We start from the raw sequence: 23836 nt of genomic DNA, 5'->3' as shown, positions 1-23836 counted from the left end.
TCCTGTTTGCATCCTTGCAAATATATCCTTTGGTTAAAGGGGTAGGGTGGTTAGAAGGGTATTTCTTGGTCATCCCAATCTCGAGGTGGCTCACTTTGTGGTGTTTGATTACTCGATGCTTGTTTTGGTGCTTGCGGTTGCTGTGGTTGGCCCCATCCTTGATTCTGCTGTTGCTTCTGGCTTCCTGCCTGATTACCACCGTTACCACCAAAATCTAATTGATCAACGATAATTACCGGCGCTGATTTTTTCTCACCGTTCTGGCTTGTCCATTCTTCCATAACGAACTCACCAGTAACCGTAACCTTTGTTCCTTTGGTTAGGTGCGGAGGTAACTTTTCAGCTTTAGGGCCAAACATCTTGCAGATAACCCAAGATACTTTTTCGTGCTCTCCGTAGCCTTGTTTCACTGGTAAACTAAAAGATGCAACCGCCTTACCATTTGGCGTCCATCGCTGTTCGCAATCTTTACCTAAGTTTCCACTTGCCGTTATTGTGTTAATTGCCATATACACTCCATTGATTGCCAAATTGAATGCCTAACTTGTTTAATCCCTGATCCATCACCTCAATGAACTCAGGTACTAACTCGTCAAATTCTTTCATCATTTTTTCGTCACGCTCAACAGGGAAATATGCTATTTCTTTTCCTGCAGGCATTCGTGGGTCAAAATTTGCAAAATGCCAGATATCCTTACCTGTAACCCACATGGAATATTGAACTTGAGCCACATATTCCTTTTTCATTGCATCGATTCCATTCAATGCTAAGTCTATAAATACGTCCGTGTTATTAGGACATTTAAGCTCTAATCCAGAGCCATCACTGCAAATGCCGTCTGGTGAGCAAGCCATCCGTAGTTGCTCATCTTTAAATATTATTGGCACTTCCTTTGCCGTTAATCCGGTGTAAAACTCGAATGTCATCCTTGCTTCTAATTCGTAGTTTTTACCCCATTCCAGCGTCCTTGCTGATACCTCCTTGTAAACTCCCGTACAGACTTCACCAATAAGGGTGTTTAAATATGTTTTCTTTGTGTCTGTCCATTTTTTCCCTGACTTAGGCTTAGAAATAACTTTCCATGCCTCAGAGGCAGTTACTACACCGAGCCTGATAGACATCCATTCCTCGCTTCCTTGCTCTACTTTGGTTAAATCGATGCCTGTTTTGCTTAGAATGATGTCATTACTAATCATTTCCCTTCTGCCTTTTTCCTTAGCATGTCGATAATGGTATTGGCTTCAAATGCGGTTAATTGCTCTGGATGGGATATTTGATGGTTGAATTTTTTACTAATGAATGTGAAGAATGCGTCACTCCATTCGCCATTAACTTTAAGCATCAAGTCCGTGATAGCTTTTAGTTGATCCTCGCTTGCTGGCGTTATGTCCTTTGCTTTATTTGCTGGCACATCAAAATCATTGCCTTCGCCTGCCTCGGTGTTCACATAATCAATGGCTTGATCTAACCTTTCACGACGAGGCCAGTATTTGCTCGCTCTTTTCACAATTGTTTTACGAGCCATCTCATCCCACCATGTTTTCCATGGGCCATTTCTTGACTTGCTCGTAGCCTCAACAGCCTTTATCTCATCCAATCGCATCTCTTCCGTGAGATAGTCGCCACTTGCTGTTTTTACTGTGCAATAACCACCAATAACACTACCTCTATCACTGAATGCGTTATATTTGTGGGTTGGCGGGGTGTCTAGACCATTAGATTCATAAACGTCATTTTCATGGACTAACTTGCATTGACCCCATTCGATAGCTTGAGTGGCCTGAGCTAGGTGCATGAGACCCATATAGCTGATATCAAGGCAAACAAAACCCTTTCTTGGCACTAAATACGCCAACTTACTTGCTGGATTTAATGTAATCCCAATAGCCGCCACGTTAATAATGGCATTCTGAGCACTAGCGGGGTTTTCCATAGCCACTCTTGCTAGCTCGTCATTTCGTTGGAATGCCTGAATTGCAAACTGGCTTTCCTTAGCCCATGATATCGTTTGATCTGTTAGTGCGTTGCAAAATAATGACTCTTGTTGTTGCACAAACTCAATAATTGACGTGCTCACAATATCTCCTTGTCTATCCCAATCTGTATTGCTGTTCTAATTCCATCTAAAACCGCATCCAGTGCTTGGGGACTAATTTCAAATACAGGATTTAACTTCCTTGCTAAATCCATACATAACAGTTCTTCTGGCAGGCTATCCATAACCTCATCAACTGATATTTTCTCTTCATGAGAATTAACAAACGCTTGTTTTTCCATTTGGCGTTCGTACCAGTCGTTTCTGAGTCCGTAGGTATTCGTTAACATAAAGACTCCTTAGATAAACGCGCGCTCCTTGCGTGTGTTGATTTCATGCTGAATGAGGTTTGTGCGTTCCATAGACACTTTCATTTTCCATTGAAAAACTAAGTCGTCGATTTGCTCATTTGTCATTTCAGACTCTCGCAATAGTGCGAATATCTGATGTTTTGCGTGTTTCTGCTTTGCGTTCATGCTGTACTCCGTATGCCTTTTTTAATGTTTCGTTTGCTTCGCGCCATCCGTTCTCATCCTTGAGATAATGTGCAATTCCAGCTTGCGATTGAGCTAAACAAAGTTTGTATTTATCAATATTCATGCTTACCTCTGGATGTGCGAAATCTGCGCTAATCTTGCGATAGCGATAGGGTGGTTATCTGGTGTTGGTGCGGTGGGTTAAATTCCGAGGCGTTTTACTAACTCAACAGCCTTAAATAGACCACCTCGTTTAACGCTTCGCTTGTGCTGATATTTGTTTGTTGTTGGATAAAATAGAACCTTTCCTTTCTTTGTTTGAAAGTGAATAGTTCCACTTGAATCTCTGGTGTACGGAATATCTATATCCTTTAGTTGTTCCGTGTTATTTTTTAGTCGCTCCAATTTCCGCTCTTTTACCATTTCCTTGTATGCTCGAAAATCGTCTCCTACATCACCCATAATTAATTCCTTATGTGCTAGTAATTCATTGTCATATGAGGGATTTGTTTACTTGCGACTAGCTTAATAAATTCAGTTGCTAATTTTTCATCAAATCCGTTACTGACTAACGCCTGTAATGTTTCTTGGTTATACTTGCGACGATGCTCCTTATCAGCCTGACGTTTAGCTTCCTCCTGACGCTTACGTTCTTCTTCTGCTAATCGCGCTTGTTCTGCTTCCTGTGCTTTCTTGCGTTCGGCTTCGATAGCTAATTGTTTCTCACGTTCGGCTCGCTCCTGAGCTTCTTTAGCATCACGTTCAGCCTTTTCCTTAGCTTCTTTTGCTGCTTGCTCTGCACGTTGAATTGCTTCCTGCTTTTCACGCTCTGCACGTTCAGCGGCTTCTTTTGCTTCACGCTCACGCCGTGCTGCCGCTTCAATTTCTTGCTGTGCTTTGCGCTCAGCTTCAAGTCTTGCCTGTTCCGCAGCTTGTCGCTTCATTTCTTCTTCACGAGCAATGCGTTTGCGTTCTTCTTCAGCTTTGCGTAAATCAAACAGCTCGTTCATTTGCAGAGCTTCTTCATGATCAACTTCGATTTGCTTCTTAAGCGCTTCGGCTTCTTCGCGAGCTTTTTCTTGTGCTTCCCACTCTGTTAGTGGCTTGCGAATATCTGTGCTTAATGCATCTAGCTCGTCACGAAATATCTTACGACTAGCATCAACTTTTTTGGGTAACTCTTTTAACTTATCGACAACTGCTTTACCTTCCTTGTCGATATACGTTTTTGTTTGAGCAACTTTGTACGCCAGAGATGCAAAAGCCTTTCGGTTTTTAGCTACTGAGAAATCACTGTCGAGTTCTTTACGCTCTTCTTCTGCAAGAGACTTAATGTGCTCTAGCATCTGATTTACTTTTTCTGGTGCTGTAAATAAATCTAGCGCTGTTGCTTGTTCAATTACGACTAATTCATTTGCCATTTCCTATGTTCCTTATGTGCGTATTCCTCACTATTAATAGCGATATGAATGATTAAGTGGTGGGTTACTGCTGACCGAGGGCTTTTGCGATTGCCGCTCTGGCTTTATTCATCATATTTTCGTGTTTAACTGGAGCGCTTTCACCAGCGTCTATCTCATATCTCACCATTGCTGAAACTAGCTCTCTAAGGGATTCTAATAACTCTGGTGCTGCTGCGATTAGATGAGCATCTTCTTCTTTAATTTCAGTGAGAAAGGATGCTACAACGTTATGATTATCATCAATCAAAAGAGAGTTTTTAATTACTCCACCCCTTAAATACCACGGCGCTGGACTATGCTTAAATTCCATATCACCCCCTAGCCTTTAACATTGCATCTGCCATGCGGTAGGCTTCCTCAGAAATTTCATTCATAGAATAATCGCTAAATGCCTGCTCACCGAAATATGCAATCATTGGTTGCATAGCCTTAGCGGCTAGATAATCACGCAAACTCATGCCTGTGGTAGTGCCATGTAACTCTGTTGCTGGAACTGGAAAAGCCGCTCCACCTGTTTTATCTTCCATACTCCCTCCGTTATTAACTAAACACGATGCTATTTGGTTTCGCATTTCACGCCACAGAAAGGGCAGAATGAGAACGTAACAGGGAAATCCTGCTTTGTTAGGCGGGCTTTCGGCGTGCCGTCCTTTTTGATTTCTTGATAACTGGCGTTGTATTCAATGAAATAATTAACTGACATGATGCCACCAGACATAAATAATCCTGATTGTTTCCAGCCAGAAGACTGTAGGCTTGCACCTTCTGGTAGTTTCGCTTTAATGCGACTTTCCATGTCATCGCCTAATTTCGTAAAGCAATCACACATATCTCTATCTCCTATCTATTAATCAACTCACCACAGCCCACAGAATGGACTGTAATTAGTTAACTGTGCCTGCTTTTCTGATTCTCAAGCTCTCTTGCTATCATTGCAGTGGTGCGTATTGCCCATTTATCAATAATTACCCCGTTTTCCTTCACTAGAGCCATTTCCTCTGGTTTAACCATGCACTCCGCATCAAGTTTGCAGCCTTTGCATTTCTTGAACTGCCCACACCATTGGTTTGTGTCAATAGTCATGTTCATACGGATAATCCTGATATTGACTCATGTCATCGTCTGGATGTTCGTCGAATTCTTCGATATCGTCTTCCACATCTATCCCCTTACTGTGACTGAACTGTCACTCATAATCGGCTTGCGTAGCCGTTGTTGTTTGTGTGTGTCTATGCTCTTGCTGTCACTTCACCAGACTCTAATAATGTTCCTGACTTACGATATTTAGCTGAGTAAATACTAGAATTTGGCAAGCAACAGTTATCTCCACTTGGATAATGCTTTGTTGGTTTGAGAGAGAGAACAGGGCGTTCTTTCTTTTCAACGCCAAATATCGAATCCCAAATTTCTTCCACTGAGCGACTTCTCATAGCTATCTTTCGAGCCAAAAACTCACCTTGCTTTCTGCGTCTGCGAATTTTTGAGTTCTCTTTAAAAGTTATTGTTGCCATATTTGCCTCCTAAGTGATCTTTGGTGATTGGTGGTAGGTGCTGATCTCCTACTTGCAAGCCATGCCGAGGTAAACAGCTTTCGCCTCCCTCAATATCAGTTATTACGATCCAGTACCCGAAGGCATATGACGCTACTTAGCTGGTATCGCTCGCTTGCGGAAACTGTTAGCTTTTAAACCTGCCAATCAGCCTTAGCATTCACCAATCCCAAAAACCACTCAGTGGTTGCTCTGAAAATTTATTCTGAGCGTTCCTAATTGTAAAAGAGCGAACATCCTGTTTATCTATGGCTCCTTGCCTTCGATGTGATTAACTATACAAGCATTACTTTATTAAGACAAGTAAAACTTGTGTAAAAACTTGAGTTAATCTTTATTTAAACAATAAATGCTTGTTTTTGTTTGTGTTATTTTTTGTAAAAAATTTAAATTTTTTATTCTGTTGGCAGTTTTTGTGATTTGTGGGCATAAAAAATCCCTCATTAAAGAGGGATCTGTGATGTGGTAGGTGAGAGGTAGCTAGTTTTTACTTGATGTTATTTCTGCGAAATCCAGTAGTGCTTTCTGGCAATCGTTGGTCATATCAATTAAGGTGCTGTTTTTCTTTTTTGCTTCATTGCTCATGAACTTATCTATAAACTCATCCCCATTTGGCACATTATTTTCTTGCTGAAATTTATATAAAGAAGAGTAAGCGTTGCACTCAGATGCTTTCATGATTGTAGTTATCAATTTGAAGTCATCTTCATTAGTGATATCAATCTTATTAGTAGCATGGGCAGATATTGAAGAAACAGCAATTAGTAATAAAATTATATTTTTCATTTAGTTACTACCTGATAATTAAATAAATTTCTATCCATGAAATTTGTATTTTATAGATTGGCTAACTAAAACTTTGGCATGAATGTAGAGGCTATTGATACTATCTTCTTCTAAATACCAAGTTTCATATCTTGCGTTATCCGATATGACAGCCAGTCTCTTATATTGCTTTTGAAGCCTTTTTATATATAGCTGATTATCTAATACAAAGACATAAATTCCATCACCATCAAAAAAGTTAGTGGTGATATCTACGAATATTTGATCTCTGGGCTCAAATGTTCCAGCCATAGAGTCACCTTTAACAGTGATCATCTTGATTGTGGATGCAGATCTCCCACCAAACAGTCTTTTTGCTTCATCTGCTGAATACTCAATAGCCGTTATTGTCTCAATAAAATCATCAAGAACCATCACACCTGGCCCTGCACTAGCTTGGATATCCAGCATCTCCACCTTGTAGGTATTTTTATCTGAAACTTCAATATCTTGATTTATTTGAATACTACTGACTTTGTTTCTTTCATCAATATCAGTTATTCCGAATAACAACCAATTGGTATCAACTTCAAGTATTTCAGCAATTTTAATAACTCTGTTTTTTCTTGGCTCAGTACTGGTCTCCCACTGCTGTACTGATTGTGGTGACACTCCTACCAACTCAGCTAACTCAGCTTGGGTCATGTTTTTTGCAAGTCTAGCTTGCTTGATTCTTTCGCGCATAGTTTTCATTCGCTCAATATACAAGTTGTGCTTTTATTTTTCCAACAAGTAATACTTGCTTAAATAAAGCGTTTCTTGTATTCTTCTTGTTGTTAATCAGTTAAAGGAATATCTTTATGAATGCATTGGAAACAACAATTAAAAAAGCAGGTGGAATTCCAGCTTTAGCTAAGAAGCTAAAGATTAGCGATCAGGCCATTAGACAATGGGAGCAAAAAGGTCGCATTCCTCCTGCAAGATACGCTCAAATCAACGAACTATTCGGAATACCATTTGAGCATTTAGTAAAAGATAAAAATTAGTTTCACCCGCTCTTTAACATCGCTAGACCGCTCAGAGTAAATTCTCAGAGCAAACAATCCGCTCATATGGAATGAGCCACGGATCATTACTGCTGTTCTCTAACGAGAAGTAACCTAAGAAGGAATTTAACAAATGGAATTATCAAACGAACGCAAATTTCGAGAAATCGAATCAAAAATCATGAAAGGGATACTTGTTACTGGCGCTAGAGAAGTAGCGAAAAGAACGGGTATTCACGAATCACAAATATCTCGCTGGCAATCTCAACAATCTAAAACGCAATTAAGCTTCATACAACGTTGTGCAAGGCTTTTAGTTGCTATTGGGTATGAGACACCAGATGACACAGTGATATTGCAAGGTGATGAGGCTAGAGCATTAATTCAGATGCTTGAGCATATCAAAGCACCAAAAAGAAAAGCCCCAGCGGTAACTGAGGCTTCTCAACAAATGGACTTAATTTAACAACAACCCAATGAGGTAATTATGAATCAAATAACTACTTTAGTAAACAGTGGTGAATTAACCATGACTAGCTTAGAAATATCTGAACTAGTCGAATCAAGGCATGACAAGGTTAAACAATCAATCGAAAGACTGTCAGAAAGAGGGGTAATAACTTTACCCCCAATGGGGGAAAAGCCCACAGCAGGCAGACCGAGCACTTTTTACATTTTTTCAGGCGAAAAAGGAAAGCGCGATAGCATTATTGTTGTCGCTCAATTATCACCAGAGTTTACAGCGCGATTAGTTGATCGCTGGCAAGAGCTTGAATCTCAAAAATCCATCATCCCTCAAACGCTGCCAGAGGCTTTACGTCTAGCGGCAGACCTAGCAGAACAGAAACAAATCGTTGAGCAGAAATTAGCAATCGCAGCGCCTAAAGCTGAATTTGTTGATCGGTATGTTCAAGCAACTGGCTTACTGGGTTTTAGAGAGACAAGTAAATTACTAAAAGTAAAAGAGAACTTCTTTAGAGAGTTTCTACTTTCAAAACGAATTATGTACAAGTTGGCTGGAAAATTAACACCTTATTCAGAACACCTTGACGCAGGGCGTTTTGATGTAAAAACAGGTGAAAATCAAATCAACGGTCACGCATACACACAAGTTAAATTTACGCCTAAAGGAATTCAGTGGATCGCTGGGTTACTGGCTAGAGAGCAATTGGAGGCAGCATGAGTAACGTTGCATATGCTGATTTTGGTAATCAACGACGGCAAGAGAGGCCTACCGTGGCAGATCTTGATAATGGCTATACAAAACTAGCCAATGAACTTTACGAAGAATTAATTGGTGCAAACCTAACAAAGAATCAGGCAAAAGTTGCTCATGCTATTTGCAGGAAAACTTATGGGTTTAATAAAAAAACAGACCGCATATCAGACAGTCAGTTGGCAGAGTTAACTAGACTACCAAGGCAGAAAGTTAACAAGGCAAAAAATGAGCTTATCGCTATGAAAGTTATAGTGAAAGTTGGTATGGCGATAGGGCCTAATAAAAACCTAACTGAGTGGGATATTCCTGATTGTCACCAAAACGGTGACATTGTCACCAAAACAGTGACAAAAAGTGTCACCAAAAGCGTGACAGCGCTGTCACCAAAACAGGGACACACAAAAGAAACTATTACAAAAGAAAAGAAAGAAAGTAATACACCCCTTACCCCTCACGAGGTGAAAGGGGGAGAATCGGCAAAACCTACCAAGAGAAAATCAACTCCAATTAACTACGATGAATATCTCAATGCCTACAACGAGGAAGTTGGTGACAGACTGCCTCATGCTGTGGAAGCTAACGAGAAACGTAAAACACGGATCAGGAAGATAATCAAAAACCTTGCAACGTCAAATGTTGATGGTTGGCGAGCCTACGTTAGAGCCTTTGTCCGAATGGCTAAGCCATTTTATTTTGGTGACAACGATACAGGCTGGACGGCTGATATTGATTATCTGCTAAGAGAAACAACGCTGACAGGTGTTCGAGAAGGTAAATTTGCTGACAGGGGGTTTTAAGTGATCAATACGGAATTTGAAGCAAGTGTTATTGGCGGTTTGTTAATTTCAGGGTTAACACCTGATGCCTCGGATGTTTTGGCCACTTTAGAGCCTGAATCATTTTCAGTTAGGTTCTATCGAGAAGCCTACCAAGTTATTCAAAAACAAGCTAAGTCTCGCGGTGTCATCGATATGATGATGGTTGCTGAAGGAATGGGCAGTGAGCACCTAGCAAACATCATCCAAACAGCCAAGGATTGTCCGAGCGCAGCCAACCTAAAAGGCTATGCCAAGATGGTGACCGATAATCATAACCGTAGAGCTATGATCCAGTTAATGGATTCTGTGCGTGGTGTGATTGAAAACGGAACCATTGAGCAAGCCAGTGAGGCAATGGAAAGTTTTCTTGCTCAGGCATCTGATATGCATTCCTCAAAAGGTGATATTGCTCCCGTCCATGTTTCTTCGTTAATCGAAGATTACACCGAAGTTTTACAAGAACGTGTTAACAAAGGCGAGGAATCTGACACGCTAAAAACTGGGATCCGCGAATTAGATGAAATTATGGGGGGCATCAACCCTGTTGATTTAGTCATTATCGCCGCTAGACCAGGAATGGGTAAAACAGAAATTGCGCTGAAAATTACAGAGGGCGTTGCCTCTCAAAATGTTATCGGGTCTGACACCAAGAAAGGCGTTTTAATTTTCTCAATGGAAATGGACTCTCAGCAAATCGTAGAGCGTCAGATTGCAGGATCCGCAAACCTATCTGTTGGTGCATTGAGAAACCCATCTCGTATGAGTGACGAAGATTGGGGCAGGGTGTCAATGGGTGCAGGTAATTTACTTGGTCTGAATGTCTGGGTTGTCGATGCCAGCAAGTTAACCGTTGAACAAATCACCGCAATTTCAACACGACACAAGAAACGCCATCCTGAATTATCGTTAATCATGGTTGATTACTTAGGGTTAATCGAGAAGCCTCGTGCAGAGCGTAACGATTTGGCTATTGCTCATATTTCAGCAACGTTGAAAGGGTTGGCTAAAAATATCAGAACTCCTGTTATTTCACTAAGCCAGCTATCTCGTGATGTTGAAAGAAGACCTAATAAACGACCTACCAATGCGGATTTAAGAGACTCAGGAAGCGTAGAGCAAGATGCAGATAGCATCATCATGCTTTACCGTGATGCAGTTTATAACGAGAACTCCCCTGCAGCAGATTACGCAGAAATAATTGTGACAAAAAACCGATTCGGGAAACTGGGTACGGTTTATCAATTATTTAAAAACGGTCACTTTCTTGATACTGATCAGGCGCAGGCATCAAGCATCTGTCAACAAAGTAGCAGACCACAGCAACGCCGATTCCAAGGTGCCAACGTTTAACACGCAAGAGGATTTTTAGATGAAAGGAACAACTAGCGCTGTTTTGATGTGGATGTACGCATCAGAAGCAATGAGCCGAAAGTTAAAATATGTAAAAAGCGGTGGGGGAAGAGTTGATTACAATCGAACGTTACATAAAACATATCGCAGCGAACGAGTCTTGTATCGCCTAATGAAATTAGATGCAGATGTGTTTTTTAAATCGATTAAATCCATCCATCAGGAGACATCTAATGCAGGGAACTAATTGGGTTAAAGTGAGTGAGAGATTACCTGAACTGGACACGCCGGTATTTGCAGGTTGGTTTTGGAATGGCAAGTTTGTGTGGCATGTGTTCATGCGTTCAGATTCATGTTTTGAAGGTTGGATTTGGTCTCGTTCTTACAGCCATTTTATCAGCGATAACGATGAGTTTATTGAAGATGACGATTATCCAATAACTCACTGGATGCCACTCCCACCAATGTCAGAGGGTGAATGATGAGTAGAAAAAGATTTAAAAGCTGTCCAATGTGCGGCGGCGACAATGTTAAGCTATTTTACCCATGCCCTTTATCCGGTGGGCATTATATGAAGTGTTTGCAGTGCGGTCTAAAGATAGAGCGAGCATCTGCACATGAAACCATAGCAGCATGGAACAGGAGATCTAACAGTGAGTGAGCCAGTAGAAGTCATGGTCTATTACGTCAGCTTCAATACGAATAGCAGATTTTGGATGTTAAAAATAAATGTAGGCTGGATTGAGGAGCACTATAAATTCCCATGCAAACCAACTAAAAGACAAATCCGCAAAAAGAAAAAAGAATGGATCCAAGAAGCTAAATATTGGATAGAGGTATACGCAGAAATGCAAGGAGGTTAACTTGGAAAACTTCTGTCTACACGAATCAACGAAAAAGCTATTTGATAACAACGTAATTGAACTACTTAAGTCCCACCAAAAACTCAGCGTCACCATCAAGCCTTACAAACCAAAACGAAGCCTCTCTCAAAACTCATTAAGCCATGTTTGGTACAAAGAAATCAGCGACTATCTGATTAAGTCGGGTCGTGAGTTCTGTACTGAAGCGTGGGTGAAGGAAAGTTTAAAGGCCACTTACCTTGGATTTGAAGTAACTGAGTACACCGATGTGTTAACGGGTGAAAAAACGCAACGAGAGACACTTAGGCACACTTCAAAACTAGATAAAGGGGAAATGCATCACTTCTTACAGAGAGTTGAAGCATGGGCATCACAGTTCGGTTTAATACTAACTACTCCGGAAGATAGCGAGTATATGAAATTGAAAAGGAAACAGGAAGAATGAACCCAAAACTAAAGCTAATAGATGACTCAGTTGATTTTGTAATCATCGGTGAGAAGTCATTTAAAAGATGGTGTGTTGTTAAGAGAGCATTTAAATACCTATTTTTATCTGTCTTTGGTAAACAGGGCGCAGTTGATTATCTTGGCGTAATGTTTCGCCTCGGGTCTGTTCATACAGCGGAACGATTGAATGAGCTAACTGGATTTGATGCGACAAGGAAAATCAAATGAACTGCATGTCATGCAATAGACCGCTAACAGATGAAGAAATTTACGTGTGTAGCAAGTGTGCTGATGAATACGCTCATTTGGAAGTGATGGATAAAATCAAAGGAGAGGGAGATGGCGAACTTACGCAAAGAAGCTCGGGGTCGTGAATGCCAAATTAGAATACCGGGAGTGTGTAACGGTAATTCTGAAACTGTCGTCTTAGCTCATTATCGAATGTCTGGCATTTGCGGTACTGGAATAAAGCCTAATGATATTTTTGGCGCGTGGGCATGTAGTGCTTGTCACGATGAATCTGATAGGCGCACTCACTACGTCGATGCTGAATACGCAAAGCAATGTCATTTAGAAGGCGTTATTCGTACTCAGGATATTCTAATCAAGGAGGGTAAGATTAAGGTATGAATGAGTATCACTTAAAACTACCGTGGCCACCGAGCAATAATACGTATTGGCGACACTGTAGAGGACGGCATTATATCTCATCCAAAGGCACCAGCTACCGAAAGCAAGTAACAGATTACATCAAGCAACATAACCTAGACGTCAAAACCACTTCCCGCATCAAAATAGTCATCACAGCAAATCCCCCAGATAAACGACAAAGAGACCTCGATAACTTGCCTAAAGCCGTTTTCGATTCGTTAACTCATGCCGAATTTTGGGTAGATGATAGCCAAATTGATGATATGCGGATCCGTCGAGGTGAAAAGGTTACTCATGGCTCATTAGATATCAAGGTATGGGAGATAGATGATGTTCACTGACTTAATCGCAGCTATTGAAGAGTGCCGATACCGAGCAGAGACAGAGGCGACAGGAAATAAGCCTAAGCGTTACTTATCTATAGTTCAGAAAAAGCATGGCTTCATGGAAGTTGTAGAAACGGGGTGGGCTAGAAGAGCAAACCTACCGATCATGTATTCAGTAGGTTGCGATAGATATCACACAGTATTACCGGAGGCGAGATGAGGGAATGTGATCCGTTCAATCTACTGTCTCTTTATTCAAGTAAAAATGAATTAAGGCGGATTTGGGGTTCTAATCGAAAAAACGCATTAGGCAGTAAGCGAGTCTGGGTTCGCTACATGCTAATGACGTGGGGAAAGGAGTACGGTGGCAATGACTACCCTCATTCTGGGTCAGATAGTGTCATTGGACGATTAATGATTAGGACGGAATGGAGCGAAACAGAAGGGGAGAGAATAATAAAAGTTGTAAAAGACTTGTATAAAATGGGATATCAAGGAGAGGAGTTATTCAAAAAGTCACATGAGATATTAAATCCTAAAAATAAAATAAGCGACCTCATTGCTCTCGCCAAAGAATCAGATGATGCCGCTTTTGTAGAAAATGTAATAACGAAGACATTTGCTAAAAACAATCCGATTCGTCATGTAGCTATTAAACGATATTGTGAGCGCAAATACCCGCAAAAGATGGCGCGTGAATTGAGTTATCAAACTAAAATCAGCATACAGCAAGCGGTGAGGAGGATCGGCTGGGCGGAAAGCATTCTTGAAGAGGAGATGTTTTACGCAATGAAACATGAATTAGAAAGGGAGTTATGTCTGATTTCATAAATATTTAAAATATATATTGCAAATGCGAATTTTATGTGTATAGTTTGTGATATGCTCGGGCAGTAAAACAAAGAGCACTGAAAGCCTGATAGAGATATCGGGCTTTTTTGTATCTGAAATCCGAACAGTGCCCCTCATAACCTCTACGTAGAACGGAGAAATCTGGTTTGCGATACGTTTGGGGCTTTCTATTTTAATTCCCCCGAATTCGAGGGAATAAGTTATTGATATTTATCCAGAGTGCTTATTTGCATTGTGGTAATCCAACTCTCCGGAATTTCCGGATAGTTCACATATTCGGTTATTCCGAACAACTCATTCAGAAGATCGCTTAGGCGGTCTTTTTTCGTATATGCCGACCACAGAATCAATCACAACACCTCACGTTCACACAAGAGCTGTGAGTCGGCTCCTATTAACTAATCAGGACTACATATATGCAAGAGCCGTTAACAGGCACAGCAACCGCCTCGTTAGCGGGTGTCTCTATTGTAGGTCTCTATTCAGGTATGGACGCAGGCGTTGTAATCGGTGCGTTCGCAGGGGCGGTGATATTTGTATTGTCTGCTCATGATATCCGTCTGTTAAAACGATGGGCGTATTTCACAGTTGCATTTGCGATTGGGATATTAGGCGCTGATTTCATGTCGTCACTACTGAGTGGCATTATCGGAGATAGAGAAGTCGATCGCTCTGTTGGTGCTATGTTCTCATCGGCTGGTTTGGTTGGCGTATTGGTAACAATATCTAAACCCGGTGCTCTCACAGACAGTATCAACAACGTTATTAACAACCTGATAGATAAATTCAGAGGAGGTGGAAGATGACCATCTCAATGTTTTGGATTTACGTCAATTTTTTCTCATGCTTATTCGCTGTTATTCGCCTTGTTAACTATGAGCGTAACGGCGCTAAATACAAATTCTTTCCGTCACTTATAGCATGGGTTCTCATTGTTATGCTGGGTTCTATCCCACTACGCATATTAACGAATGACTACGCCCATGCAGATCCATTTGAAGTCGGAATCAATATCACGCTATGCGCACTAATAATTCTTAGCCGTGGGAATGTAATGCAAATATTTAGAGGGGTTAGTAAAAATGACACTCGGTGAGAAACAACGAAAATTCACTCGCATGATTGCGGACTTAATTATCTTTGCTTATGACAACGGCTATGAGCTGACGTTTTCAGAAGCATACCGAACGCCTGAGCAAGCACAGTTAAATGCCAAATCAGGTGCTGGTATTAAAAACAGCTTACACACACAACGCCTAGCTGTGGATTTCAACCTATTTAAAGACGGTAAATATCTAACAGCATCAAGTGATCATAAATTGCTTGGCGAATACTGGGAATCTATCGGCGGTACGTGGGGCGGTCGTTTCAATGACGGTAATCACTACTCGTTAGAGCACAATGGCGTTAAGTGATATGAACACGCTAACTAAGGTATTAGCTGGGCTACTGGCAATATCTGCATTCTGGCTTTGGTGGGTAATAGATGATTACGACAAATTAAGCAAAGATTACAACACAGCAACCACTCAATTATCACAACAAGTCGAAATCAACAAAGACTATCAAGCCCGTATCACTCGTTTAAATCAACTCGATATTAAATACTCACAGGAGTTAGCCAGTGCAAAGAATGAAATCAACACTCTTCGTGATGCTGTTAACTCTGGTTCTAAGCGGGTGTACGCCAAAGCTGAGTGTCCAGCAGCCACCAAGAATTCAACCGAAAGCGGAAGCGATGAAACCACCGCACGACTTAACAAAGCAGTTGAACAAGATTATCTACGTCTCAGAGAAATGATAGTTGAGAACGAACAGCAAACTTTGTATTTGCAGAATTATATTAAAACGGAGTGTTTACGATGAATGAGCAGGTTTCAAGGGCGCTTACTGATTTATTGGAAAAAGCATCAAATGGCATTGATTCAACAGTTGCATTTAGTCAAGCCAATTTGCCAGAGGTAATTCATCAATTACTGACGTGGAAAATGACAATGGGAGTTATCTGGTCTGTTGTTGGTGTAGCTCTTATTGCACTGGCGATTTTTATGCCTATATGGGCTAAGAAAGCTAAATCTAACGGTGCTATATGGACTTATCATGCAGGAGAAATAAATTATAACATTAACTCAGTTATGTATGATTTATTCAGGGCGATATTACCAGTACCAATTCTGTTTCTTGGTGTCGTTATTTTCATAGGCGGTTTTTCTATGTGGTTAAAGATACTTTTAGCTCCAAAGCTATATCTAATCGAATACACAGCTTCACTAATTAAGTGACAAAACGACAAATACGGGAAATTGAACAACAACGAGCCTCGCAATAGCGGGGCTTTTTAATGGAGAAATATCATGGCAGTAGAAGGTTCAGATAATCCAGTTAAATTCCGTGAAGAATTGGATAAAAGCATTCCCAAAGAATAACCCCGACAAGGTAACAGGAGGTGATCCTTCTTGCTGACGGGTAAGCCGTAAGTGACCAAAGTAACGTAGTGATACGTGATGATGGTTGCGATTAACTTCACACAGGAACATCAAATGACAGAAATTACAGCACAGAATCAAATGCGCTTAGAGCTATTACGGTTAGTTGGCAATGATACCGCAGCGGCTCAGGCAGCTATCGAGTTCGTAAAAGACGATGCACTCAAGTTTGAGTTATTCAAAGATGCATATAAGCAGTGCCAGACTGAAAGTGAGTTTGTATCACGAGCACAGAAAGCTGCGCGAGAAGCTCAAGAAGCACTAGACCTATTCACATAGGAGTTAACAGTGATATATCCATGGCCCGTATTTTCGGACGGTGAAAAATTAGTATCCGGCCAAAAAATTACCTCTATTAAAAATAGAATCCTGAGTAATGACGTTTATATCGAATTGCTTAATGTGCATGAATTGGTTTACGTCACATTTGAATTTCTTAAGCGCACACAATTACAGGTTGGTTGGTTTTATTTTAGAGATGAATCTGGTCAAGATTTCGCAATTCCAGAAAGTGAATTCTTGGCTAAGTTCAAGCCTGTTGCGGGTGGTAATGGCGCCAAAGGAGATAAGGGCGATAAGGGCGATAAAGGTGATTCTGGTAAAGATGGCGTTAATGGTAAAAACGGAGTTGATGGCGTGGGTATCAAAACTATCACTGCGTCACAGGAAGGCGGTGTTGTTACTTTAAACATTGAAATGACCGACGGAACACAACAAACGCCTAGCTTCACATTACCATCAGCTTAGTTAATTACACAGCTCATTTACGAGTGGGCTGGATAATTGATTAAAGGGGGATATGTGAAATTACATAAAAAAATAAAAGTCCCCATATACGGACTTAACATTCATATCTGCGCTACTGAGGATGTTGCAGGCGGTATCTATGGTTCGGACATACATACCCCATCAAATATGGGGCAGGTTGTTCAGATTGAAAATACAAAAACTGGCGAGATGATAATCCTCATTAGCTTTAAAGATGTCGATTGTTTTAATGCCGACACTATATCTCATGAGTCAGTGCATGCCGCATGGAAGGTGTTAGAAATAGTTGGTATTAAAGTAGACTATGAAAATCATGAGGCGTTGGCGTATCTAACTGGTTGGATTAGTAATGAGATAAATAAGTTTTATTACAAAATTAGTGCTAATGATTAGGTGGATATATGGCAGCACCAAAAGGAAATAGATTCTGGGAGGCTAGAAGTAGTCACGGAAGAAAACCCATATTCGAGTCTCCTGATGATTTATGGAACGCTTGTTGCGAATACTTCGAGTGGGTCGAAGAGAATCCACTGCATGAAACTAAGGCGTTTGCATTCCAAGGGGCAGTGACTAAAGAGACATTGCCTAAAATGCGAGCTATGACGCTATCAGGGCTTTGTTTGTTCTTGGATATACATGAGGACACATGGCGACTGTATCGAGACAGAGAAGATTTTATCGAGGTCACTACGCGAGCTGAGAAAGTTATCTACGATCAGAAATTCTCAGGCGCAGCCGCTGACTTGCTGAATGCAAATATTATTGCTCGTGATTTAGGTCTCAAAGACAAACAAGAGGTCGAGGATGTAACTCCAGATAAGGGAGACCGTGACAAGCGACGCTCTCGAATTAAGGAGTTATTCAACCGTGGAAAATCTGGATCAGATACTTGATAACCTGAGCGACGACGAACAATACGAATTGCTTGAGTTATTGGAAGAAGAGGAAGAGTACAGGAAAACGCACCGCTTATTTGAATACTCTCCCTATGACAAGCAAAGAGAATTTATTGAGGCAGGTGGTAATTATTTCGAGCGTTGCTTTATGGCTGGTAACCAATTGGGTAAGTCATATACAGGTGGTGCCGAGGTTGCATTTCACTTAACCGGAAGATATCCAGGCACTAAAGGTTACCCTGAAGATGGCGCTTGGAAAGGAGAGTGGAAAGGTAAGCGGTTTCTTGAGCCTAATGTGTGGTGGGTTGGCGGTGAAACCAACGAAACAGTAACCAAAACAACTCAGCGTATCTTGTGTGGGCGTGTGGAGGAAACGGGTGAAATAGGTTATGGCTCAATTCCAAAAGAGGATGTTATTAGCTGGAAGAAATCACCGTTTTACCCAAATCTTGTAGATCACATACTTATCCGACACCGCAATGCTGAAGGCGTGGAAGATGGGATGTCAATCTGCTACTTCAAACCTTACTCGCAAGGGCGCGCTAGATGGCAGGGTGACACAATACATGGTGTGTGGTTCGACGAGGAACCGCCATATTCCATTTACGCTGAAGGGCTCACTCGCACCAACAAATACGGTCAGTTTTCAATTCTAACATTCACCCCTTTAATGGGGATGTCTACGGTAGTAGAAAAGTTTCTCAAGAACCCATCTAAAGCTCAGAAAGTAGTCAACATGACTATCTATGATGCTGATCACTACACCGAAGAAGAAAAAGAGCGAATTGTCGCTTCATATCCAGAGCATGAAAGAGAGGCTCGTGCTCGCGGTATTCCAACAATGGGTAGTGGTCGAATTTACCAAATACCTGAAGAGTCTATTAAGTGCCAGCCTTTCGAATGTCCTGAACATTTTTACGTTATCGATGGTCAGGATTTCGGCTGGAATCACCCACAGGCTCATATCCAGTTGTGGTGGGATAAAGATGAGGATGTCTTTTATCTCGCTAGAGTGTGGAAGAAATCGGAAAACACAGCAGTTCAAGCGTGGGGGGCTGTTAAGTCATGGGCTAATAAAGTTCCTGTGGCATGGCCTCATGATGGTCATCAGCACGAGAAAGGCGGTGGTGAGCAGCTAAAAACTCAGTATGCGGATGCTGGCTTCTTAATGCTGAAGGAGCACGCAACATTTGCAGAGGGTGGCAACTCAGTTGAGTCAGGCATTAATGAGTTACGTGATCTGATGCTTGATAACCGATTCCGTGTATTTAATACCTGCGAGCCATTCTTTGAAGAGTTCAGGCTATATCACCGTGATGAAAACGGGAAGATAGTCAAAACAAACGACGACGTGCTTGATGCTGTTCGCTACGCCTACATGATGAGGCGCTTCGCTAAGCAGTTGCGTGATATCAAAAAGCCTAAAGAAAAGAGAATTCCCGCCCCAATTAGACCTATTAGGAGATAGAGATGGTCGATAGAAACGAGCGGCTTGAGAAAATACTTCGCAAATTCGACCTCGATTACTCTGCATCTGAAAATGCCAGAACGGAGGCGAGAAGCGATTTATTCTTTAGTCGCGTTAGTCAGTGGGACGACTGGCTGGAAAATTATGTCACATTGCAGTATCGCGGACAATTCGATGTCGTGCGCCCTATGGTGCGTAAGCTCGTCGCTGAGATGCGCAAGAATCCTATTGAGGTTCATTATCGACCGAAGGATAACGCGCCAGCCGATGCCGCCGATATTCTTATGGGTATGTATCGAACTGACATGCGAAACAATAGCTCAAAGATTGCCGTTAACGTGGCAGTTAGAGAGCAAATCGAATGTGGTTACGGTGCTTGGCGTTTAGTTACTGAGTATGAGGACGATAACCCAACCAGTAATAATCAGATTATCCGACGAGTTCCAATGCATGAGTCTTGCACTCACGTTATCTGGGATTGTAATGCTAAGGCAATGGATAAGTCTGACGCTAAGAATTGCACCATCATTCACGCAATGAATATTAATGGATGGGAAGAATTCGCAGAACAATACGGGTTAGATCCTAGCATTCAACCATCATTCCAATCACCGAACAATGACTTACTTTTCACTTGGTCGAATGGAAAGACAATTCATGTTGCTGAGTATTACGAAGTTGAGGAAAAGAAAGAATTAGTATTTGTCTATCGTGACCCGCTAACCAATGATCTCCAAACGTACCCAGCAAAAGAAGCGAAAGAAAAGATTGATGAACTGGCTGATGCTGGTTATGAAAAAGTAGGCGAGCGTAAAGTTAAAAAGCGCAGAGTCTATAAGTCAATCATCACTAGCACTGGTATTTTGAAAGATAGAATGCCGATAGCTGGCGAGCATATTCCAATCGTTCCCGTGTATGGTGAGTGGTCATTCTTTGATGATAACGAGCTATACGAAGGCGTGGTTAGGTTATCAAAGGATGCTCAACGACTACGCAACTTTATCTTATCCAAGTCTGCTGACACGGCCGCTAAATCGCCTAAGAAAAAGCCGTTTTTCTATCCTGAGCAGATAGCAGGGTATGAACACATGTTTAGCGGTGAGGACGATTACCCTTACTATCTACTCAACCGTACTGATGAAAATAATAATGACCTACCTCCTTCACCCGTTGCTTATATGGAGAATGCCGAGGTTTCACAGGCTGATGCATTACTACTAGAAGTGGCAACGGAGGCGGCTAAATCAACTGCTCGTGTCGGTGTCGATACTGAGGCAGCTAATGGTCAAGTGGCGTTCGATACCGTTAATCAGCTCAATAGTCGCATCGACCTAGAAACATACGTGTTTCAGGACAACTTAGCTATCGCAATGCGCCGTGATGGTGAAATTTACGCATCAATCGCGGCTGAGATATACGACACCAACCGAACAGTAACAACAACTGCTGAAGATGGAGGTGAGAATCAGATTGAGCTAATGCAAGAAGAATTAGACTTCCGCAAAGGTGAAATGATTGTTCGCAATGATATCCGAGGCAAGTACGAAACATTCACTGATGTAGGGCCATCTTTCCAATCACAAAAAGATGCTGCTAGGGCTGAGATAGGCGAGCTTATCACCAAGTTTCCAGTGGAGCATCCAATGTGGAATGTCATGATGCTGACATATGCAAATATGATGGAAGGTAAAGGGGTCGAATACATCAGAGATTACGCCAACAAGGAATTGATTGTTAATGGCTTGAAGAAACCAGAGACCGAGGAAGAACAACAATGGTTGATGGAAGCTCAGCAAGCAGCACAAAGCAATCAAGATCCAATGATGGTAGCAGCACAAGCCGAGCAGAAGAAAGCAGAAGCCGAACTGGTTAACGCACAGAATCGCATGGCTGAAACACAAATCAAAGCATTTACCGCTCAGAATAATGCGCTTGAATCACAGGCAAACACTACATTGACCTTAGCTAAGGCTGAGGACTTGAAGCAAGGTGCAGTGATGCAAGCAATTAAACTTCTGAACGAGGTTGCACAACAGCAACAACAAAATATTCCTACCGACAATAACGTCGAGAACAATCCTCAATCCATGTAAGAGAGTTAAATATCATGAGTACAACCACCGAAATTCAGAATAACTCTGAAGAATTAAACCTGTCCGACGATCAGGCGGCGGCATCCGTAGAAAGTCAGTCTGCTGAAAATGCCAACTCAGCAGCAGGACAGGAGGAAGGCTTCGAGATTGTCCTGAAAGACGATGAGAAACCACAGGAAGGAAAACCAAGCAATAATGCTATCCAAGCAGCGAAACGCATAGCTCGTAAGCGTCAGCGAGAAATTGAGCAACAGATAGCAGCAATTGAAAATGGCGAACTTCCTGAAAACTTGCGGGTAAATCCTGAGCTACCAGAAATGCCTAAACTGGATGATTTTTTATCTGATGAGGCACTTAGTAAATATGACTATGACACGCATAAGGCTAACGCTGCGTTTCAGGCTGAGTTGCTGAAATGGCAAAACAAGGCTTTAGATGCAAGAAGTAAAGCTGTGGCGGATCAGGGTCGTAAAACTCAGGAATACACACAGCAAGGTCAACAAATCGCTAATGCAATCAAGGCTCATTATGATGCGGCTGAGAAGTTAAACTTGCCTGACTATCAGGAAAAGGAAGATTCAGCGTTGCAAGTGTTACCTCAAGGTGTTTATGAGGGTATCGCGCAGAACTTTCCCGAAAAATCAGCCGCTATCATTTACTACCTAGGTGCAAACCCTGAAAAAGCACAAGATCTATTTAGCAAAAATCCAGTTCAAGTCACTATCGAACTCACTCGATTAGCTGATCGTTTAACTCTCAAGCCTCGCGGTACACAACGTTCATCTGCACCACCCGCTGACGAGCCTATTAGCGGTGATGTTACGGCGGCAAATGTCGCGGCATTACAAAAGCAAATGGATGATGCAGCAAGTAAAGGTGATGTTCAAAAGTACCGCGCAATCAAGGCTAAATTACAAGGAATAAAATAATGGCTTTAAATGAAGGTCAAATCATCACCTATATGGTGGATGAAGTAGTAAACACTATCGAAAATAACTGTCCAATGGCTCAGCGTGTAGGTAAATACACACCTCCAGCCGGTGATATGCAACGTTCACAAAACACTATCTGGATGCCAGTAGAGCAAGAAGCGCCAACGCAGAAAGGGTGGGATTTAACAGATAAAGAAACTGGCATCTTGGAATTGTCTGTTAAATGTAACATGGGCGTTCCTGATAACGATTTCTTCGGTTTACGTGCTGATGATGTTCGTGATGAAACGTCGTTACGTCGTCGTATTCGTGCATCAGGACTTAAGCTGGCAAATAACGTCGAAACATCCATTGCTAAACAGGCGGCAGAAACTGCCTCACTGGTTATTGCTGATGCAGGTGATTTATCTAATGGAGCAGATTCTTGGGGTTTTGTATCTCAGGCTGAATCTCTTATCTTCTCTCGTGAGTTAAACCGCAATGAAGGATTGAGTTACTTCTTTAACCCTGATGATTATCTCAAAGCTGGTTATAACTTGGTGGGTAAGGATTTATATGGACGAATTCAAGAGGAAGCGTATAAATCAGGAACCATTCAAAAGCAAGTTGCAGGTTTTGAAGATGTTCTTCGCTCACCTAAGCTTCCAACTCTAACCGCTGGAACAGCAACTGGTGTTACTGTTGATGGCGCGCAGAAGTTTAAACCTGAAGCATGGAAGGAGGATGTTGACGGCAACCGTGAGAACGTTGATAACCGCACAGCAGTAGTTAAAGTTAGTGACGGTTCAGCATTTAAACGCGGTGATAAGATCAGTTTTGCTGGTGTTAAGTTCATCTCGCAAATGGCGAAAGACTTACTGACTCAGGATGCAACATTTGCTGTTGTTGGTGTTGAAGGTAACAACATTACCATTATGCCTAAGCCGATTGCGCTTGATGATGCAGATTTAAAACCAGAACAACGCGCATATGCTAACGTGAATACATCTCTTGCAAATGGCGCTGCGATTAATGTTCTTAACGTGAAAACGTCTAAGACAAACATCTTCTGGGCTGATGATTCAATCACTCTGCTATCCCAACCTATCCCACTTAACCATGCGCTGTTTAGTGGCATGAAGACAGAGGCATTTAACATTCCTTCTGTTGGTTTAAATGGCGTTGTTGCATATCAGGGTGATATCTCAACACTGGAAGGCAAATGCCGTATTGCCGTTTGGTATTCTGCATGTACCAAACGACCTGAAGCAGTTGGTGTTGGGCTGACAGGTCAAAAATAAACCCTCGTTGTTATTCGGGAGCTTCGGCTCCCTTTTTTTATTGGAGATGAC

The 23836-nt window shown here is 41.7% G+C and carries 41 protein-coding genes; 27 read left to right on the top strand and 14 right to left on the bottom strand.

Annotation, left to right across the window (positions count from 1 at the left end; genetic code table 11):
• Positions 1-50: 50 nt before the first annotated feature.
• The 14 genes from AACU98_RS03855 to AACU98_RS03790 form a co-directional block, all read right to left on the bottom strand.
• Positions 51-509, bottom strand: a complete 459-nt coding sequence (locus AACU98_RS03855; protein ID WP_161735557.1) for a single-stranded DNA-binding protein — start codon at positions 507-509, stop codon at positions 51-53.
• On the bottom strand, positions 499-1197 hold the full coding sequence (locus AACU98_RS03850; protein WP_110706709.1) for a lambda exonuclease family protein: 699 nt from the start codon (positions 1195-1197) through the stop codon (positions 499-501). The genes AACU98_RS03855 and AACU98_RS03850 overlap by 11 nt, the downstream gene beginning before the upstream one ends.
• Positions 1194-2078, bottom strand: a complete 885-nt coding sequence (locus AACU98_RS03845; protein WP_104731796.1) for a RecT family recombinase — start codon at positions 2076-2078, stop codon at positions 1194-1196. The genes AACU98_RS03850 and AACU98_RS03845 overlap by 4 nt, the downstream gene beginning before the upstream one ends.
• On the bottom strand, positions 2075-2326 hold the full coding sequence (locus AACU98_RS03840) for a hypothetical protein (RefSeq protein WP_104731795.1): 252 nt from the start codon (positions 2324-2326) through the stop codon (positions 2075-2077). The genes AACU98_RS03845 and AACU98_RS03840 overlap by 4 nt, the downstream gene beginning before the upstream one ends.
• Before the next feature lie 127 nt (positions 2327-2453).
• Positions 2454-2636: a host cell division inhibitory peptide Kil gene (locus tag AACU98_RS03835; protein ID WP_072013132.1), complete on the bottom strand. Its 183-nt coding sequence runs from the start codon at positions 2634-2636 to the stop codon at positions 2454-2456.
• Positions 2637-2713: 77 nt separating this feature from the next.
• Positions 2714-2974 (bottom strand): hypothetical protein, encoded by a 261-nt coding sequence (locus tag AACU98_RS03830; protein ID WP_161735555.1) that lies wholly within the window; start codon positions 2972-2974, stop codon positions 2714-2716.
• A 17-nt stretch (positions 2975-2991) separates the two neighbouring features.
• Positions 2992-3933: a cell envelope biogenesis protein TolA gene (locus tag AACU98_RS03825; RefSeq protein ID WP_161735553.1), complete on the bottom strand. Its 942-nt coding sequence runs from the start codon at positions 3931-3933 to the stop codon at positions 2992-2994.
• A 64-nt stretch (positions 3934-3997) separates the two neighbouring features.
• Positions 3998-4285: a hypothetical protein gene (locus AACU98_RS03820; protein WP_202611352.1), complete on the bottom strand. Its 288-nt coding sequence runs from the start codon at positions 4283-4285 to the stop codon at positions 3998-4000.
• A 1-nt stretch (position 4286) separates the two neighbouring features.
• On the bottom strand, positions 4287-4547 hold the full coding sequence (locus AACU98_RS03815) for a hypothetical protein (RefSeq protein WP_202611355.1): 261 nt from the start codon (positions 4545-4547) through the stop codon (positions 4287-4289).
• Positions 4532-4771, bottom strand: a complete 240-nt coding sequence (locus AACU98_RS03810; protein ID WP_161735551.1) for a hypothetical protein — start codon at positions 4769-4771, stop codon at positions 4532-4534. The genes AACU98_RS03815 and AACU98_RS03810 overlap by 16 nt, the downstream gene beginning before the upstream one ends.
• Before the next feature lie 92 nt (positions 4772-4863).
• On the bottom strand, positions 4864-5064 hold the full coding sequence (locus AACU98_RS03805; protein WP_161735549.1) for an antirestriction Ral family protein: 201 nt from the start codon (positions 5062-5064) through the stop codon (positions 4864-4866).
• Between the two features lie 140 nt (positions 5065-5204).
• Positions 5205-5486, bottom strand: a complete 282-nt coding sequence (locus AACU98_RS03800; RefSeq protein ID WP_161735547.1) for a hypothetical protein — start codon at positions 5484-5486, stop codon at positions 5205-5207.
• 519 nt (positions 5487-6005) lie between these two features.
• Positions 6006-6311 carry a hypothetical protein gene (locus AACU98_RS03795; RefSeq protein ID WP_161735545.1) on the bottom strand — a complete coding sequence of 102 codons (306 nt, stop codon included), beginning with the start codon at positions 6309-6311 and terminating at the stop codon, positions 6006-6008.
• Between the two features lie 30 nt (positions 6312-6341).
• Complete coding sequence (locus AACU98_RS03790; protein WP_012367615.1) at positions 6342-7043, bottom strand: XRE family transcriptional regulator; 702 nt, start codon at positions 7041-7043, stop codon at positions 6342-6344.
• 107 nt (positions 7044-7150) lie between these two features.
• Between AACU98_RS03790 and AACU98_RS03785 the strand changes: the two genes are divergently transcribed.
• From AACU98_RS03785 to AACU98_RS03660, 27 genes are all read left to right on the top strand, one after another.
• Positions 7151-7336 (top strand): Cro/CI family transcriptional regulator, encoded by a 186-nt coding sequence (locus AACU98_RS03785; protein WP_012367616.1) that lies wholly within the window; start codon positions 7151-7153, stop codon positions 7334-7336.
• A 133-nt stretch (positions 7337-7469) separates the two neighbouring features.
• Positions 7470-7802, top strand: coding sequence for a CII family transcriptional regulator (locus tag AACU98_RS03780; protein WP_161735543.1), 333 nt, complete (start codon positions 7470-7472; stop codon positions 7800-7802).
• 21 nt (positions 7803-7823) lie between these two features.
• Positions 7824-8519 carry a phage antirepressor KilAC domain-containing protein gene (locus AACU98_RS03775; protein WP_161735541.1) on the top strand — a complete coding sequence of 232 codons (696 nt, stop codon included), beginning with the start codon at positions 7824-7826 and terminating at the stop codon, positions 8517-8519.
• Positions 8516-9352: a replication protein gene (locus tag AACU98_RS03770; RefSeq protein WP_161735539.1), complete on the top strand. Its 837-nt coding sequence runs from the start codon at positions 8516-8518 to the stop codon at positions 9350-9352. The genes AACU98_RS03775 and AACU98_RS03770 overlap by 4 nt, the downstream gene beginning before the upstream one ends.
• Positions 9353-9355: 3 nt before the next feature.
• Positions 9356-10723: a DnaB-like helicase C-terminal domain-containing protein gene (locus AACU98_RS03765; protein WP_161735583.1), complete on the top strand. Its 1368-nt coding sequence runs from the start codon at positions 9356-9358 to the stop codon at positions 10721-10723.
• Positions 10724-10742: 19 nt separating this feature from the next.
• Positions 10743-10970, top strand: a complete 228-nt coding sequence (locus AACU98_RS03760; RefSeq protein ID WP_124725242.1) for a MarR family transcriptional regulator — start codon at positions 10743-10745, stop codon at positions 10968-10970.
• The gene (locus AACU98_RS03755; RefSeq protein ID WP_161735537.1) at positions 10957-11205 is read left to right on the top strand and encodes a DUF551 domain-containing protein; all 249 of its coding nucleotides are present in this window, start codon (positions 10957-10959) and stop codon (positions 11203-11205) included. Before AACU98_RS03760 ends, AACU98_RS03755 begins: the two co-directional genes overlap by 14 nt.
• A 171-nt stretch (positions 11206-11376) precedes the next feature.
• Positions 11377-11586 carry a DUF7279 family protein gene (locus AACU98_RS03750; RefSeq protein ID WP_071233478.1) on the top strand — a complete coding sequence of 70 codons (210 nt, stop codon included), beginning with the start codon at positions 11377-11379 and terminating at the stop codon, positions 11584-11586.
• A 1-nt stretch (position 11587) separates the two neighbouring features.
• On the top strand, positions 11588-12031 hold the full coding sequence (locus tag AACU98_RS03745) for a recombination protein NinB (protein ID WP_161735535.1): 444 nt from the start codon (positions 11588-11590) through the stop codon (positions 12029-12031).
• A complete protein-coding gene (locus tag AACU98_RS03740; protein WP_161735533.1) occupies positions 12028-12261 on the top strand; it encodes a hypothetical protein in 234 nt (77 codons plus the stop codon). The genes AACU98_RS03745 and AACU98_RS03740 overlap by 4 nt, the downstream gene beginning before the upstream one ends.
• The gene (locus AACU98_RS18410; RefSeq protein WP_442958957.1) at positions 12258-12407 is read left to right on the top strand and encodes a protein NinF; all 150 of its coding nucleotides are present in this window, start codon (positions 12258-12260) and stop codon (positions 12405-12407) included. The genes AACU98_RS03740 and AACU98_RS18410 overlap by 4 nt, the downstream gene beginning before the upstream one ends.
• Complete coding sequence (locus AACU98_RS03735) at positions 12373-12663, top strand: DUF1364 domain-containing protein (RefSeq protein ID WP_063108505.1); 291 nt, start codon at positions 12373-12375, stop codon at positions 12661-12663. Before AACU98_RS18410 ends, AACU98_RS03735 begins: the two co-directional genes overlap by 35 nt.
• On the top strand, positions 12660-13025 hold the full coding sequence (locus AACU98_RS03730; RefSeq protein ID WP_161735531.1) for a RusA family crossover junction endodeoxyribonuclease: 366 nt from the start codon (positions 12660-12662) through the stop codon (positions 13023-13025). Before AACU98_RS03735 ends, AACU98_RS03730 begins: the two co-directional genes overlap by 4 nt.
• Positions 13026-13226: 201 nt before the next feature.
• Positions 13227-13841, top strand: coding sequence for a DUF1133 family protein (locus tag AACU98_RS03725; protein WP_161735529.1), 615 nt, complete (start codon positions 13227-13229; stop codon positions 13839-13841).
• 437 nt (positions 13842-14278) lie between these two features.
• Positions 14279-14668 (top strand): putative holin, encoded by a 390-nt coding sequence (locus AACU98_RS03720; protein ID WP_014656499.1) that lies wholly within the window; start codon positions 14279-14281, stop codon positions 14666-14668.
• Positions 14665-14958, top strand: coding sequence for a phage holin family protein (locus AACU98_RS03715; protein ID WP_004918415.1), 294 nt, complete (start codon positions 14665-14667; stop codon positions 14956-14958). The genes AACU98_RS03720 and AACU98_RS03715 overlap by 4 nt, the downstream gene beginning before the upstream one ends.
• Positions 14945-15277: a M15 family metallopeptidase gene (locus AACU98_RS03710; RefSeq protein ID WP_036976899.1), complete on the top strand. Its 333-nt coding sequence runs from the start codon at positions 14945-14947 to the stop codon at positions 15275-15277. The genes AACU98_RS03715 and AACU98_RS03710 overlap by 14 nt, the downstream gene beginning before the upstream one ends.
• A gap of 1 nt (position 15278) precedes the next feature.
• Entirely contained in the window at positions 15279-15728 is a 450-nt protein-coding gene (locus tag AACU98_RS03705) for a lysis protein (RefSeq protein ID WP_161735527.1), read from the top strand.
• Positions 15725-16144, top strand: coding sequence for a hypothetical protein (locus AACU98_RS03700; RefSeq protein WP_161735525.1), 420 nt, complete (start codon positions 15725-15727; stop codon positions 16142-16144). Before AACU98_RS03705 ends, AACU98_RS03700 begins: the two co-directional genes overlap by 4 nt.
• A gap of 258 nt (positions 16145-16402) precedes the next feature.
• Entirely contained in the window at positions 16403-16627 is a 225-nt protein-coding gene (locus tag AACU98_RS03695) for a DUF2560 family protein (RefSeq protein ID WP_063108511.1), read from the top strand.
• A 9-nt stretch (positions 16628-16636) separates the two neighbouring features.
• Positions 16637-17095, top strand: coding sequence for a hypothetical protein (locus AACU98_RS03690; protein WP_202611351.1), 459 nt, complete (start codon positions 16637-16639; stop codon positions 17093-17095).
• A gap of 54 nt (positions 17096-17149) precedes the next feature.
• On the top strand, positions 17150-17509 hold the full coding sequence (locus AACU98_RS03685; protein WP_161735523.1) for a hypothetical protein: 360 nt from the start codon (positions 17150-17152) through the stop codon (positions 17507-17509).
• A gap of 8 nt (positions 17510-17517) precedes the next feature.
• Entirely contained in the window at positions 17518-18009 is a 492-nt protein-coding gene (locus tag AACU98_RS03680; protein WP_161735521.1) for a DNA-packaging protein, read from the top strand.
• Complete coding sequence (locus tag AACU98_RS03675; RefSeq protein WP_112842889.1) at positions 17984-19480, top strand: terminase large subunit; 1497 nt, start codon at positions 17984-17986, stop codon at positions 19478-19480. Before AACU98_RS03680 ends, AACU98_RS03675 begins: the two co-directional genes overlap by 26 nt.
• Before the next feature lie 2 nt (positions 19481-19482).
• Entirely contained in the window at positions 19483-21573 is a 2091-nt protein-coding gene (locus AACU98_RS03670) for a portal protein (RefSeq protein ID WP_161735519.1), read from the top strand.
• A gap of 14 nt (positions 21574-21587) precedes the next feature.
• A complete protein-coding gene (locus AACU98_RS03665; protein WP_049220815.1) occupies positions 21588-22502 on the top strand; it encodes a scaffolding protein in 915 nt (304 codons plus the stop codon).
• Positions 22502-23785, top strand: coding sequence for a P22 phage major capsid protein family protein (locus tag AACU98_RS03660; protein WP_161735517.1), 1284 nt, complete (start codon positions 22502-22504; stop codon positions 23783-23785). Before AACU98_RS03665 ends, AACU98_RS03660 begins: the two co-directional genes overlap by 1 nt.
• Positions 23786-23836 lie beyond the last annotated feature (51 nt).

The sequence above is a fragment of the Proteus sp. G4380 genome (assembly GCF_963885725.1).
In the GTDB taxonomy this organism is placed as follows: domain Bacteria; phylum Pseudomonadota; class Gammaproteobacteria; order Enterobacterales; family Enterobacteriaceae; genus Proteus; species Proteus mirabilis.
Note: the sequence above shows the minus strand (reverse complement) of the source record. Positions and strands in the feature narration are given on the sequence as shown.